This is a genomic window from Streptomyces capitiformicae (assembly GCF_002214185.1).
In the GTDB taxonomy this organism is placed as follows: Bacteria; Actinomycetota; Actinomycetes; order Streptomycetales; family Streptomycetaceae; genus Streptomyces; species Streptomyces capitiformicae.
This window is the reverse complement of sequence record NZ_CP022161.1, coordinates 3141925-3156665: the sequence shown is the minus strand read 5'-3', so window position 1 is coordinate 3156665 and position 14741 is coordinate 3141925. Positions and strand designations below refer to the sequence as shown.

The window sequence follows — 14741 nt, the reverse complement described above, 5'->3', positions numbered from 1 at the left end:
CAGCGCGGAAGCGGAGTGGATACGTGACAGGCTGGCAGTTCTGGGTCGATCGTGGCGGCACCTTCACCGACGTCGTCGCACGACGCCCGGACGGCCGCCTGCTCACGCACAAGCTCCTCTCCGACAACCCCGCGCGGTACGCAGACGCGGCTGTCGCCGGCGTCCGTGAACTCCTCGACGGCTCCGATGCCCCCATCGAGGCCGTCCGTATGGGCACCACCGTCGCCACCAACGCCCTCCTGGAGCGCACGGGAGAGCGCACCCTCCTCGTCATCACCCGCGGCTTCCGTGACGCCCTGCGCATCGCCTACCAGAACCGACCCCGCATCTTCGCCCGCGCGATCGAACTTCCCGAGCTGCTGTACGAGCGTGTCGTCGAGGTCGACGAGCGCATCGCCGCCGACGGCACGGTGCTGCGCGCCCCCGATCTGGACGCTCTCGCGGGGCCGCTCCGTCAGGCGTACGACGACGGGATCCGCGCCGTGGCCGTCGTCTGCATGCACAGCCACCTCCACCCCGCCCATGAACAGGCGGTCGGCGAGCTGGCCGCCCGGAACGGCTTCCCCCAGATCTCGCTCTCCAGCGAGGTCAGCCCCTTGATGAAGCTCGTCCCACGGGGTGACACGGCCGTCGTCGACGCCTACCTGTCGCCCGTGCTGCGCCGCTACGTGCGGCACGTCGCCGACGAACTCCGAGGCGTACGGCTGATGTTCATGCAGTCCAACGGCGGGCTCGCCGAAGCCGGCCAGTTCCGCGGCAAGGACGCCATCCTCTCCGGGCCGGCGGGCGGCATCGTGGGCATGGCCCGCATGTCGCAGCTCGCCGGCTTCGACCGCGTCATCGGCTTCGACATGGGCGGCACCTCCACTGACGTCTCGCACTTCGCGGGCGAGTACGAGCGGGTCTTCACCACACAGATCGCGGGCGTACGACTGCGGGCACCCATGCTGGACATCCACACCGTCGCCGCGGGCGGTGGCTCTGTCCTGCACTTCGACGGCTCCCGCTACCGCGTAGGGCCGGACTCGGCGGGCGCGTCCCCGGGCCCGGCCTGCTACCGGGGCGGCGGCCCGCTCACGGTCACCGACGCCAACATCATGCTCGGCCGCATCCAGTCCGCGCACTTTCCCAGCGTGTTCGGTCCCGACGGCGACCAACCGCTCGACGACGCCCTGGTCCGGGCCCGCTTCGCAGACCTCTCGCGCCAGATCCGGGACGACACGGGCGACAACCGCGCGCCCGAGCAAGTCGCCGAGGGCTACCTGCAGATCGCCGTCGCCAACATCGCCAACGCGGTCAAGCGGATCTCCGTCCAGAAGGGTCACGACGTCACCCGCTACGCACTCACCACCTTCGGTGGTGCGGGCGGCCAGCACGCGTGCATGGTCGCCGACTCGCTCGGCATCCGCACGGTACTCGTCCCGCCCATGGCCGGGGTGCTCTCCGCCCTCGGCATCGGTCTCGCCGACACCACCGCCATGCGCGAGCAATCCGTGGAGGCCCCACTGGAGCCCGCCGCGATGCCCGGCATCCTGAGCACCGCCGACGACCTGGAGGGCGCCACCCGCGCCGAACTCCTCGCCGAGGACGTCCCCGAGGACCGGATCCGGGTCACTCGCCGCGCCCAACTCCGCTACGACGGCACGGACACCGCCCTCGGTGTCGAACTCGCCGAGCCCGCCACCATGCGGCGCGCCTTCGAAGAACGTCATCGCGCCACGTACTCCTTCACCCTCGACCGACCGATCGTCGTCGAAGCCCTCTCCGTGGAAGCCACCGGCCTCACCGCACCCCCCGATCTCTCCGCCCTCGCACCTTACGAAGGCCTCACCACCACCCCGGAGACGGTCAGCCTCCACACGGGCGGCGCCTGGCTCGACGTGCCACTGCACCGCCGCGAGGAACTGCCCCCCGGCGAAACCGTCACCGGCCCCGCGATCATCACCGAGCCCGGCGCGACGACCGTCGTCGACGACGGCTGGCGGGCCGCGACGACCCACGACGGGCATCTGGTCATGGAACGCGCGGCCGTCACGGAGAGTTCCGATCTCGGCACGGAAAGTGATCCGGTTCTGTTGGAGGTCTTCAACAACCTCTTCATGTCGATCGCCGAACAGATGGGCGCCCGACTGGAATCGACCGCTCAGTCGGTCAACATCAAGGAACGCCTCGACTTCTCCTGCGCCCTCTTCGACCCCGACGGCAACCTCGTCGCCAACGCCCCCCACATCCCCGTGCACCTGGGCTCCATGGGCACCAGCGTCAAGGAGGTCATCCGCCGACGCGGCACCTCCATGCACCCGGGCGACACCTACGCGGTCAACGACCCGTACCACGGCGGCACCCACCTGCCCGACGTCACGGTGATCACCCCGGTCTTCGACCCTGAGGGCGACCGCATCCTGTTCTACGTCGCCTCACGCGGCCACCACGCCGAGATCGGCGGCATCCAGCCGGGCTCCATGCCGGCGAACAGCCGCACCATCGACGAGGAGGGCATCCTCTTCGACAACTGGCTCCTCGCCGAGAACGGCCGCTTCCGCGAGCGGGAGACCCTCCGCCTGCTCACCGAGGCCCCGTACCCCTCCCGCAATCCGCAGACCAACCTCGCCGACCTGCGCGCCCAGATCGCGGCCAACCGGAAGGGCGTCGACGAAGTCGCCCGCATGATCGACGACTTCGGGCTCGACGTCGTCCAGGCGTACATGAGGCACGTCCAGGACAACGCCGAGGAATCGGTCCGCCGTGTCATCGACGCCCTGGACGATGGCGAGTACGCCTACGAGACCGACTCCGGCGCCGTCATCCGCGTACAGGTGCGTGTGGACCGCGAGAACCGCTCCGCGACCATCGACTTCACCGGCACCTCCGCGCAGCTCAGCGGAAACTTCAACGCCCCCTTCGCCGTGGTCAACGCGGCCGTCCTCTATGTCTTCCGCACTCTCGTCGCCGACGACATCCCGCTCAACGACGGCTGCCTGCGCCCCCTGAACATCGTCGTCCCGCCCGGCTCGATGCTCGCCCCCGAACCCCCGGCCGCCGTCGTCGCGGGCAACGTCGAGACCTCACAGGCCATCACCGGCGCCCTCTACGCCGCCCTGCGCGTCCAGGCAGAGGGGTCCGGCACCATGAACAACGTCACCTTCGGCAACGAACGCCACCAGTACTACGAGACCGTCGCCTCCGGCTCCGGCGCGGGCGACGGCTTCCCGGGCGCGCCCGTCGTACAGACCCATATGACCAACTCCCGGCTGACCGACCCCGAGGTCCTGGAGTGGCGTCTGCCCGTCCTGCTCGACGAGTTCGCCGTCCGGCGGGGCAGCGGCGGCGCGGGACGGTGGCGCGGAGGCGACGGGGCCGTTCGCCGCATCCGGTTTCACGAGCCGATGACCGTCTCCACCCTTTCGCAGCACCGAAGGATCCCGCCCTACGGGATGGCCGGCGGCGCCCCCGGAGCCCTCGGCGCCAACCGGGTGGAGCGCGCGGACGGCAGCGTCGTGGAACTCGGCGGAAGTGATTCGGCAGATGTCGGCCCCGGCGACGTACTAGTCATCGAAACCCCGGGCGGCGGGGGCTACGGTCCACCGTCGCGCGACAACCATCCAGCAGGAGAAGAGACCGATGATCCTCGGGCGCACTGAGCGCGGCAAACCTCCGGTCGAGCCCGTCACGCTCAAGATCCTCGTGGCCGGCGGATTCGGCGTGGGCAAGACGACATGCGTCGGCGCGGTCAGCGAGATCAAGCCGCTGCGTACCGAGGAGGTGCTCACCGAAGCGGGCCGACCGTTCGACGACACCAGCGGTGTGGAGAGCAAGTCGACCACCACCGTCGCCATGGACTTCGGGCGCATCACCCTCCGCGAGGACCTCGTCCTGTACCTGTTCGGGACCCCCGGCCAGGACCGTTTCTGGTTCCTGTGGGACGAGCTGGCCACCGGCGCCCTGGGCGCCGTGGTGCTCGCCGACACACGCCGCCTGGAGGACTGCTTCGCCGCCGTCGACTACTTCGAACGGCGCTCCATACCCTTCGTGATCGGCGTCAACTGCTTCGACGACGCCTCGCGCTACCCGGCCGAAACCGTCCGCCGGGCCCTCGACCTCGATCCCGACGTGCCGGTCGTGCTGTGCGACGCCCGTCAGCGGGAATCCGTCAAGGAGGTCCTGGTCGCCGTCGTCCGGCACGCGATGGCGTACGCGGCGGAGCACCGCCAGGCCGTAACCACCTGAAGCACGACCCGTACCCCCGCCGACAGGGGTACGGGCCGTGGCTTCATGGCACGCGCGCGTGGAGCCCGCTTCACGGAAGCGACCCGTACGCGCGCGTGGACCCCGTTCTCAGCGCGCGTCGTCCTCGTGCCAGCCGAAGCTCTTCTCCACCGCCTTGCGCCAGTTGTGGTACTCGCGGTCGCGGACGGAGGCCTCCATGGCCGGCGTCCACTCGACGTCCTTCTTCCAGTGCGACTTCAGCTCGTCGAGGTCGTTCCACACCCCGGTCGCGAGCCCGGCGGCGTACGCGGCGCCCAGACAGGTCGTCTCGGAGACCTTCGGCCGGATCACCGGCACGTCGAGGACGTCCGCCTGGTGCTGCATCAGCAGGTTGTTCTTGGTCATGCCGCCGTCGACCTTGAGGGTCGTGATGTGCACCCCCGAGTCCTGGAACATGGCGTCCACCACTTCCCGCGTCTGCCAGCTCGTCGCCTCCAGCACCGCGCGCGCGAGATGTGCCTTGGTGACGTACCGCGTCAACCCGGTGATGACGCCGCGCGCGTCGGAGCGCCAGTAGGGCGCGAACAGGCCGGAGAACGCGGGCACGATGTACGCCCCGCCGTTGTCGTCGACGCGTGCCGCCAGGGGCTCGATCTCGTCGGCGGTACGGATGATGCCGAGTTGGTCGCGGAACCACTGCACCAGGGCGCCGGTGATCGCGATCGACCCCTCCAGGCAGTACACGGGCGCCTCGCCACCGATCTTGTACCCCATGGTGGTGAGCAGCCCGCTCTTCGACGGCACGGGCCGGTTGCCGGTGTTGAGCAGCAGGAAGCTGCCGGTGCCGTACGTGTTCTTCGCGGTGCCCACGTCGTAGCAGGCCTGTCCGAACACCGCCGCCTGCTGGTCGCCCAGCGCCGACGCGACGGGGACACCCGCGAGCTGGCCCACGGCTGTGCCGTACACCTCGGCGGAGGACCTGATCTCCGGAAGGACCGCCTCCGGGACGTTCATCGCCGAGAGGATCGACGGGTCCCACTGCAGGGTCTCCAGGTTCATCAGCATGGTGCGCCCGGCGTTGGTGACATCGGTGACGTGCCGGCCGCCGTCGACGCCGCCGGTCAGGTTCCAGATCAGCCAGGAGTCGATCGTGCCGAAGGCGATCTCACCGCGCTCGGCGCGGGCCCTGAGCCCCGGCACGTTGTCGAGCAGCCAGGCGGCCTTCGGACCGGAGAAATAGCTCGCCAGGGGCAGACCGGTCTGCTCACGGAAACGATCCTGCCCGTCCGAGCCGCCGAGTTCGTTGCAGAGCGCGGAGGTACGGGTGTCCTGCCAGACGATCGCGTTGTGCACGGGTTTGCCCGTGGCGCGGTCCCACAGCACCGTCGTCTCACGCTGGTTGGTGATACCGAGCGCGCTGACCTGGTCCGCGCGCAGGCCCGCCTTGGCGATCGCCCCGGCGACCACCGCCTGCACCTTCGACCAGATCTCGGTGGCGTCGTGCTCCACCCAGCCCGGCTTGGGGAAGATCTGGCGGTGTTCACGCTGGTCGACGGCGACGATCGCGCCGTTCCGGTCGAAGATGATGCAACGGCTCGAAGTGGTGCCCTGGTCGATGGCGGCGACGTACTTCTGGGCGTTGTCCGGCATGACATCCCCTCACGTCTTACTCGGTTGCATCAGAAGGCTGCGTTGTAGATGAGGCCCGCGAGAACTCCGCCGACCAGCGGGCCGACGACCGGGATCCAGGCGTAACCCCAGTCGGAGGTGCCCTTGTTCGGGATCGGCAGGAACGTGTGCACGATGCGCGGGCCGAGGTCACGCGCCGGGTTGATCGCGTAGCCGGTCGGCCCACCGAGGGAGAGACCGATACCGACCACCAGGAACGACACCAGCAGGATCGAGATGCCGGAGCCGTATATTCCGGCCTCCTCGCCGGGGATCTGCCCGATGCCGATGCCCGTGTTCCTTCCGAAGGCGAGGATCGGCAGTACCAGGGCGATCGTCGCGATGATCTCGGTGATCAGGTTGGCGACCGGGTTCCGGATCTCCGGAATCGTGGAGAAGATCCCGAGAGTCGGCGTCGGCTCCTCCGCCGTACCCTCCGTGGTGCCCTCCTCGCGGATGTTCGCCTGGAACTGTGCGAGATAGACCAGGTAGGCGAGGACCGCGCCGAGCATCGCGCCCACCATCTGGCCCAGCAGATAGACCCAGACCTTGTCCCACGTCTCCGTGTCGACCGCGATGCCGATGGTCACCGCCGGGTTGAGGTGCCCGCCCGACAGGGGAGCGGCGGTGTAGGCACCCGCCAGCACCGCGAAGCCCCAGCCGAACGCGATGACGATCCAGCCCGATGCCCTCGACTTCGAGAACCTGAGAGTGACAGCGGCGCACACACCGGCGCCGAAGAGAATCAGGATCGCGGTACCGATGACCTCACCGACGAATATGTCTCCGTTGCTCATGGCGGCTCCTAGGCCCCGGCCCGGAGCGATCGACCCCGGACCTACCGTGCAGGGTGCGTTCCCATGGCTACTTCAGCCGAAGGCAGGGAGGGTCCCGCGCCCCGCCCGGCGTCCGTGACGAGCGTGCCGTCGCAGCCGAATCGCCCGTGGGGGATGGCTCGTTGCGCAGGCGGGGAGCCCGAGCGGCGTAATACACAAAGACGCCCGAATGCGGCGATGCCGACCGACACCGGAAGTGTTCACCGGCACTCAGGGGGCGTCAAGAACGCGGACAGCAACGGTTGGGGGCGGCTACGGGGGCGCACACGCCCGCGCGCTGGCAGCCCCGGGTCTGTGAAGGGAACGCGCAGGGCCGAATGTTCGCATCAGGGAGAGAGAACCTTCCACGTTGTCCTGCCTCACAGGCCTGCCGTGCGACGCAGCCGCTGGCCGTCCGCGTTCTGCCGTCTACAAAGCCGCTGGCGCTCCCGCCCGGGTCCCAGAGCCTCGGAGCCCCGCCGGATCTCGTGCTTCGGCGACGCGGGCCGAACTGGGCGCGCACAGGACCCCGTCGTCGGCGAGAGTGGCACGGCATATTGGGCGAGGAACAGGAAGTCGTCCCCGCCGATGTGCCCCACTCAGGTCTCATCGGACGCCGTGGTCCGCAACGCCCAGCGAGTCCCACCAGCCACCGCAGGGGCACATCGCCGACCCCGGCCGCGCAGATACGGAACCTCTCGCTCCGGGGTGCGGCGACCGCCTCCAGCGGCGCGGCACGACGTCGACGCTCACCTCCCCCGGAAGCCGGCGCGTCTCCCGTACGGCGTCCCGCAGCGCGGCCGGCCCGCCCAGGCTGGCCGGGGACGCGGCGAAGACCTTCACACGCACGGCAGCAACGTCTCCACGCGGGCCGCGGCACGGGCGCCAAACCGGCTGGCCTGCCGTCGAGTTCGGGATCCCGGCGGGGCGCGCGTGATCTCCAACGCCGTGCCCAGCGTGTCCGACCAGGAGCGATCGCCGACGACGTGACCACGGCTGACCCGCCGCGTCACCGGACCGCGATCACCGCCGAACCGTGCCCGAACAGCCCCTGGTTCGCACTGATCCCCACGCGCGCCCCCGCGACCTGCCGGTCACCCGCCTCACCCCGCAACTGCCGAGCCAGTTCGCACACCTGGGCGATCGCCTGCGCGGGTACCGCCTCCCCGAAAGAGGCCAGCCCTCCGCTCACATTCACGGGTATTCGTCCGCCCAGTGCGGTCACACCGTCCCGGAGCAGCTTCGCGGCCTCGCCCTCGCCGCACAGCCCCAGGTCCTCGTACCACTGCAATTCCAGGGCCGTGGACAGGTCATAGACCTCGGCGAGCGACAGGTCGTCGGGTCCGATGCCCGCCTCCTCATAGGCGGCCCGCGCGATCGATTCCCGGAACGTCTCCGCCGCGGGCTCCACCGCCACCGCGGAGTCCGTCGCGATGTCCGGCAGATCCAGCACGGTGTTGGGATAGCGGGGCGTCACCGTGGATACCGCCCGTATCCGCACGGGCTCGGTCACACCGCGGCGCCGCGCGAACTCCATGCTGGACAGCACGAGCGCCGCGCCACCGTCCGAGGTCGCACAGATGTCCAGCAGCCGCAGTGGATCCGCGACGACGGCGGAGGCCGCGACCTCCTCGGCGGTGACCCGCTTGCGGTACCGCGCGTACGGGTTGAGGGCCCCCAGCGTGGAGTTCTTCACTTTGACCTGGGCGAAATCCTCCGGCGTGTCGCCGTGCACCGCCATCCGCCGCCGCGCGTAAAGCCCGAAGTACGTCGGATTGGTCGCCCCGAGGACTCGGAACCGAAGCCAGTCCGGATCGTCCGGCCGATCCCCGCCCGCGGGCCGGAAGAACCCCTTCGGCGCCGAGTCCGCGCCCACCACGAGCACGACGTCAGCGAGACCGCCGAGGATCTGGGCCCGCGCGGTGCCCACCGCCTGCGCCCCGGACGCGCAGGCCGCGTACACACTCGTGACCCGCGCCCCCTGCCAGCCCAGCGCCTTCGCGATGGTCGCCCCCGCCACATACCCGGGATAGCCGCCACGCACCGTGTCCGCGCCGACGATCGAGCCGACCTCCCGCCAGTCCATCCCCGCGTCGTCGAGCGCCGCACGCGCGGCCACCGTCCCGTACTCGACGAAGCTCCTTCCCCACTTGCCCCACGGGTGCATGCCCGCGCCGAGCACCGCCACCTCACCCGTCATGCCGTCACCCCCGTAGGCCGCCAGTGCCACGTCGTCCAGGTCGTCTCCGCGTCCTCGTGCAGCACACCGGGGACGACCTCAACCTCCATGCCCACCGTCAGACCGGCGACGGTGACTCCGGGAACGGCCTGTCCCAGCACCACGAGGCGCTCTGCGGCCAGTTCCACAGCGATCAACGCGTACGGCTCCCACGGAAGTTCCGGATCGGACACGTACGGTGACGGAGGCCGGTATCGGCCATCGGTGTACGACCAGACGCGGCCCCGCCGCGACAGCGCCACTTCTCGCAAGCCACCGCCCGGACAGGCCGGATTGCGGCAGCAGACGTCTTCGCGCGGGAAGAACACCGAGGTACATGCCGAACAACGTGTGCCCAGCAGACGGAAGTCGTCGCCCTCCCCGGTGAACCAACCGGCGACCACAGGTGTGCGACTACGCGACAAATCCCCTCCCCGGAGCAAAGTCTGATGACTCGTCAGAAGTTTGTCACGGGCAACTTGAATTGGGCAGGCCCCCGGAGAACCAACAGGCCCCTGTCGGCGTCGGAGTATCGGGAGGGACGGCCGGGGCCCACGGGGGTGGTTCCGGCCGTCCCCCCTGAATCGAACGCCGGACGCGTTGGCGCATTGAGTCACCCCGGCAAGACGATCAGCAGATGATCGGATACAGTCCGCCGCGTGTCCGCGAATCAACACCCAACCGCCAATTCCGCACCGGACTCGCATTGTTCGAGCTGCGGAGCGCCCTACGGAGAGGGCGTTTCCGGCTGGCCCCGCACCTGCGAGGCCTGCCACACCGTGGCCTACCGCAATCCGCTTCCTGTCGCGGTGGCCCTCCAACCCGTGTACGACACCAAGGGCACGGCCCTCGTTGTGATCACACGGACCATCGCTCCCGCGCGCGGGGGCACCGCCCTTCCGGGCGGGTTCATCGACCACCGGGAGGACTGGCGGCACGCCGTCGTCCGTGAGCTCAAGGAGGAGACGGGCATCTGCGCTGCCGACCGCGACGTCCGCCTCGCCGACGCCATGAGCTCACCCGACGGCCACCTGCTGCTGTTCGGGCTGCTCCCCGAGCGCCCGGCCGCCAATCTGCCGCCGCCCGCCGCGACGGACGAGACGGAGGGCTGGCACCTGCTGCGCCGTCCGACCGAACTCGCCTTCCCGCTGCACACCCTGGCCGTACAGGCGTTCTTCGACGGCCGATACGTCTGAGCCGAACCGGGCTCACTCCCGGTCGAGCCCGCGGATCCGTGCCGGATACGCGGGCTCGACCGGACCCTCCTCCCCGTCCCGCTCCACGACCACACGCCGGCCCTTCCAGCGTGTCGTGTATCGCTCGGCCTCCGGCTCGTCCCAGCCGTCGCCCGCGTCCGGCACGACGAGCCCGCCCCCTGTCAGTCCGCGCGCGGGTGCCCACACCTCCAACTCCAGGCCGCCGTCGGCGCCGCGGACCGGCAACACGGCACCCGCGCGCGCGAGAACGGGGATCCGCGACAACGGGGCATCGATCAGCACCTGCCCGGGCCCCTGGTACGCCCTCTCGGTCACCGTGTCGTACCAACGCCCCCGCGGCAGCTGCACCGCACGCCGATCAGCACCCGGGTCCAGCACAGGCGCCACCAGAAGACAGTCACCCAACAGGAACGCGTCCTCGCAGTCACGAAGAGCCCTGTCCTCGGGCGTGCCCCACCAGATCGGTCGGACGTACGGCGCTCCGGTGCGACGCGCCAGATGGGCCAGCGTCATGAAGTACGGCAGCAGCCGCCGCCGTTCGACGAGCGCCACGCGCGCGTGCTCGACGACCTCGCCCCCGAACTCCCACGGCTCCCGGCGCCCCGCCCGCAGACTCGCGTGCGTACGGAACAGCGGCAGATACGCGCCGAGCTGGAACCACCGCAGATACAGCTCCGGCGACGGACTCCCGTCGAACCCGCCCACATCGGGACCCGAGTACGGCACCCCGCACAACCCGAGCCCCAACACCAGCGACAACGATGCCCTCAGCCCCGGCCAGCCCGTCGCCACGTCCCCGGACCACGTGCCTCCGTAGCGCTGCATCCCGGCCCACCCGGAGCGGGAGAAGACGAAAGGCCGTCCCTGGGGCGCCAATTCCCGCAGTCCCTCGTACGCGGCACGCGCCATGCACAGCGCGTACACGTTGTGCGCCTCGCGATGGTCACCACCACGGCCCTCCAGGTCGTGCCGGGCCGACCGGGGCAGCGTGTTCTCCCCGAACGCCGTGAACGACGTCGGTTCGTTCATGTCGTGCCAGAACCCGGCGAACCCCTGCGCGAGCCGCTCCTCGTAGAGACCGCCCCACCACGCGCGCGTACGCGCACGCGTGAAGTCCGGAAAGACCGACTCCCCGGGCCACACCACGCCCTCCACGACCCGCCCAGAGGCGTCCCGCACGAACGCGTCGTCGGCCGAACCGCTGTCGTACACCGCGTTGCCCGGCTGTGCCCTGACCGCCGCGTCGACGATCGACACCAGCCGGATCCCGTCGCGGCGCAGCTCGTCGGCGAGGTCCGGCAGCTTCGGGAAATGCTCCGGATCGACCGTGAACACCTGGTGTGAGTCGTAGTGGTCGATGTCCAGGTGAACCGCGTCGAGCGGAAGCCCATGCTCCCGGTAGCCCGCGACGACCCGCCGCACCTCCTGCTCGCTCCCGAAGCCCCACCGCGCGTGATGGTGCCCCAGAGCCCAAGCGGGCGGCAGCGCCGGCGGCCCCGTGAGCGCGGCCCAGGCGTGCAGCACGCGCGCGGGAGTGCCCACGATCACCCAGCAGCGCAGCGGACCGCCGTCCATCCGCAGCTCGGACGTGCCGGCCCGGTCGTGCCCCGACCCAGCGCCCTCCTCACCCTCCCGCAGCGTCACCGTGCCGTCCCACGTGGTGTCGTGGAACACCAGATGCGTCGCCGCGTCGGCCACCACCATCTGCACCGGCATCGTGACGTACAGCGGATCATCGCCGGGCGCGAACGCATGACCGGGGTCCGTGTTCCACAGCCGATACGTTCCGTCACGCAGCCGCGGCCCGGCCGCCCGCCCACCGAGACCGAAGAACCGCGCGTCCGCGCCCACCTCGGAGCGCTGCGTCCATCGCGCCTCACCCCCGCCGACCGGCTCCCACCACCGCGGCGGCAGATCACGCCGCAGAGTCACTCCACCGGGCGTACGCACCTCGACGGCGCCGTGCCGCGACACCACGACCGTCACCCGCTCGGCCACGACCCGCCAGCCGCCGTCTTTGTCCGGCTCCAGAACGGCCCGCGGATCCGGCTCCGGGCACCGGCCCGCCAGCGCGTACGACGGCTCCGGCGCGGCCCCGTCCCAGCCCCAGAAAACAGCCCCGTTCACATCGACGGTGACCCGCAACTCGGACCGGCCGAACCGGACCGTCCCACCGCCGGGCCCAGGCTCCACGTCCCGCACCGGTCCAGGCACCCGCGCGCGCTCGGCACCCCGCCCCGGCAACCCGGCGGCGTCGGCACGCCTCCTCCGCCACGCGGCCCGTACGGTGCGCAGCCCTTGAGCAGCCCCCGCCGAACCGATCGCCTTCACCGAACGCACCAGGTCACGACCGTCCATGCTGCTCACCCTGCCATTGACCGGCCTCTTCGTGTGAGTCGTTCAACTTCCGTTCACCCGTGGTGCCACCACACCTTCATGTCGTGGACCATCTGGGCCGCACCCTGGTGCGGAAGTCGATCACATGGCATCGTCCGTATCAGCCGCGTCACGCGCACACCCCAGCCCGTGCGCGACCGACGCACACCACGCGCACAGTCCGGGAGCCGCCCCATGACCTCAGCGAACCCCTCACCGCTCTGGCAGCCCGACCCGGAACGCATCGCCCGGGCGCAGATCACCACATTCCAGTCCTGGGCGGCCGAGCACCACGGAGCTCCTGCCGAGGGTGGATACCCGGCCCTTCATCGCTGGTCCGTCGACGAACTCGAGACGTTCTGGAAGGCCGTCACGGAGTGGTTCGACGTACGGTTTTCCACCCCCTACGCGCGCGTGCTCGGCGACCGTTCCATGCCGGGCGCCAAGTGGTTCCCCGGAGCCACCCTCAACTACGCCGAACACGCCCTCCGCGCGGCCGACACCCGTGCCGACGAACCCGCGCTGCTGCACGTCGACGAGACACACGAACCACGCCCGGTGACCTGGGCCGAGCTCCGCCGCCAAGTCGGCTCCCTCGCCGCCGAACTGCGCACCCTGGGCGTACGCCCAGGAGACCGCGTGAGCGGTTACCTCCCGAACATCCCCGAGGCCGTCGTCGCCCTCCTCGCCACAGCGGCCGTCGGCGGAGTCTGGACGTCCTGCGCACCCGACTTCGGCGCCCGCAGCGTCCTCGACCGCTTCCAACAGGTCGAACCGGTCCTCCTGTTCACCGTCGACGGCTACCGCTACGGCGGCAAGGAACAGGACCGCCGCGACATCGTCGCCGAACTCCGCCGCGAACTTCCCACCCTGCGCGCCGTCGTACACATCCCGCTGCTCGGCACCGAGGCCCCCGAGGGCGCCCTGGAATGGGCCGCCCTGACCTCCGCCGACGTGGACCCGACCTTCGAACAGGTCCCGTTCGAACGCCCCCTGTGGGTGCTCTACTCCTCCGGTACGACCGGCCTCCCCAAGGCCATCGTCCAGTCCCAGGGCGGCATCCTGGTCGAGCACCTCAAACAACTCGGCCTGCATTGCGACCTCGGCCCCGAGGACCGCTTCTTCTGGTACACCTCCACCGGCTGGATGATGTGGAACTTCCTCGTCTCCGGCCTCCTCACCGGCACCACGGTCGTCCTGTACGACGGCAGCCCCGGATACCCGGACACCGGCGCCCAGTGGCGCGTCGCCGAACGCACCGGCGCCACCCTCTACGGCACTTCCGCCGCGTACGTCATGGCCTGCCGCAAGGCCGGCATCCACCCCGGCCGCGACTACGACCTCTCCCGCGTCCAGTGCGTCGGCACCACAGGCTCCCCACTCCCGCCCGACGGCTTCCGCTGGCTCCACGACGAGGTTCGCGACGACCTCTGGATCGCCTCCGTCAGCGGCGGAACCGACGTCTGCTCCTGCTTTGCCGGAGCCGTACCCACACTCCCGGTCCACATCGGCGAACTCCAGGCTCCCAGCCTCGGCACCGACCTCCAGTCCTGGGACCCCAGCGGCAAGCCCCTCATCGACGAGGTCGGCGAACTCGTGGTCACCAACCCCATGCCGTCCATGCCGATCCGCTTCTGGAACGACCCCGACGGCAGCCGCTACCACGACAGCTACTTCGACACCTACCCCGGCGTCTGGCGCCACGGCGACTGGATCACCCTCACCTCCCGCGGCTCCGTCGTCATCCACGGCCGCTCCGACTCCACACTCAACCGCCAAGGCGTCCGCATGGGTTCGGCAGACATCTACGAAGCCGTCGAACGACTCCCGGAAATCAAGGAATCCCTCGTCATCGGCATCGAACAGCCCGATGGCGGCTACTGGATGCCCCTCTTCGTGCACCTCGCCCCCGGCGCCGTCCTCGACGAGGCCCTCCTGAACCGCATCAAGCAGACCATCCGCGAACAACTCTCCCCACGCCACGTCCCCGACGAGGTCATCGAAGTCCCGGGAGTTCCGCACACCCTCACCGGCAAACGCATCGAGGTCCCCGTCAAGCGCCTCCTCCAAGGCACCCCCGTGGAGAAGGCGGTCAACCCCGGCTCCATCGACAACCTCGACCTCCTGCGCTTCTATGAGGAACTGGCCCGCAAACGAGCCTGATCCCCCGGCAGGCAGGCGTTGTCAGTGCCGCCCGTTACTGTGAGTGAGCATTGATCAACTGTGCGCACAGGGGGAAAC

At 70.1% G+C, this 14741-nt stretch carries 9 protein-coding genes; 4 read left to right on the top strand and 5 right to left on the bottom strand.

All coding sequences use genetic code 11. The features are described from left to right. Positions 1-23: 23 nt before the first annotated feature. Together CES90_RS14000 and CES90_RS13995 are read left to right on the top strand one after the other, a co-directional pair. Positions 24-3641 carry a hydantoinase B/oxoprolinase family protein gene (locus CES90_RS14000; RefSeq protein ID WP_189785108.1) on the top strand — a complete coding sequence of 1206 codons (3618 nt, stop codon included), beginning with the start codon at positions 24-26 and terminating at the stop codon, positions 3639-3641. Further along, positions 3622-4227 carry a GTP-binding protein gene (locus CES90_RS13995; protein ID WP_189785107.1) on the top strand — a complete coding sequence of 202 codons (606 nt, stop codon included), beginning with the start codon at positions 3622-3624 and terminating at the stop codon, positions 4225-4227. The genes CES90_RS14000 and CES90_RS13995 overlap by 20 nt, the downstream gene beginning before the upstream one ends. A 108-nt stretch (positions 4228-4335) precedes the next feature. Here CES90_RS13995 and glpK read toward each other — a convergent pair whose 3' ends face one another. The 4 genes from glpK to CES90_RS13975 form a co-directional block, all read right to left on the bottom strand. Then, the gene (gene glpK, locus CES90_RS13990; protein WP_189785106.1) at positions 4336-5856 is read right to left on the bottom strand and encodes a glycerol kinase GlpK; all 1521 of its coding nucleotides are present in this window, start codon (positions 5854-5856) and stop codon (positions 4336-4338) included. 29 nt (positions 5857-5885) lie between these two features. Further along, complete coding sequence (locus CES90_RS13985) at positions 5886-6671, bottom strand: MIP/aquaporin family protein (RefSeq protein WP_189785105.1); 786 nt, start codon at positions 6669-6671, stop codon at positions 5886-5888. A gap of 1027 nt (positions 6672-7698) precedes the next feature. Beyond that, the gene (locus tag CES90_RS13980) at positions 7699-8889 is read right to left on the bottom strand and encodes a lipid-transfer protein (RefSeq protein WP_189785104.1); all 1191 of its coding nucleotides are present in this window, start codon (positions 8887-8889) and stop codon (positions 7699-7701) included. Beyond that, entirely contained in the window at positions 8886-9311 is a 426-nt protein-coding gene (locus tag CES90_RS13975; protein WP_189785225.1) for a Zn-ribbon domain-containing OB-fold protein, read from the bottom strand. The genes CES90_RS13980 and CES90_RS13975 overlap by 4 nt, the downstream gene beginning before the upstream one ends. Positions 9312-9566: 255 nt before the next feature. Between CES90_RS13975 and CES90_RS13970 the strand changes: the two genes are divergently transcribed. Beyond that, on the top strand, positions 9567-10103 hold the full coding sequence (locus CES90_RS13970; protein ID WP_189785103.1) for an NUDIX domain-containing protein: 537 nt from the start codon (positions 9567-9569) through the stop codon (positions 10101-10103). A 12-nt stretch (positions 10104-10115) separates the two neighbouring features. Here the strand turns inward: CES90_RS13970 and CES90_RS13965 are convergent, their stop codons facing one another. Further along, positions 10116-12482: a glycoside hydrolase family 31 protein gene (locus tag CES90_RS13965; protein ID WP_189785102.1), complete on the bottom strand. Its 2367-nt coding sequence runs from the start codon at positions 12480-12482 to the stop codon at positions 10116-10118. Positions 12483-12695: 213 nt separating this feature from the next. Between CES90_RS13965 and CES90_RS13960 the strand changes: the two genes are divergently transcribed. Beyond that, positions 12696-14663, top strand: coding sequence for an acetoacetate--CoA ligase (locus CES90_RS13960; RefSeq protein WP_189785101.1), 1968 nt, complete (start codon positions 12696-12698; stop codon positions 14661-14663). Positions 14664-14741: the final 78 nt, after the last annotated feature.

Coding starts and splice junctions, on each gene's coding strand:
- CES90_RS13995 (WP_189785107.1), top strand. CDS start 3,622: ATGATCCTCGGGCGCACTGAGCGCGGCAAACCTCCGGTCGAGCCCGTC.
- glpK (WP_189785106.1), bottom strand. CDS start 5,856: ATGCCGGACAACGCCCAGAAGTACGTCGCCGCCATCGACCAGGGCACC.
- CES90_RS13985 (WP_189785105.1), bottom strand. CDS start 6,671: ATGAGCAACGGAGACATATTCGTCGGTGAGGTCATCGGTACCGCGATC.
- CES90_RS13980 (WP_189785104.1), bottom strand. CDS start 8,889: ATGACGGGTGAGGTGGCGGTGCTCGGCGCGGGCATGCACCCGTGGGGC.
- CES90_RS13965 (WP_189785102.1), bottom strand. CDS start 12,482: ATGGACGGTCGTGACCTGGTGCGTTCGGTGAAGGCGATCGGTTCGGCG.
- CES90_RS13960 (WP_189785101.1), top strand. CDS start 12,696: ATGACCTCAGCGAACCCCTCACCGCTCTGGCAGCCCGACCCGGAACGC.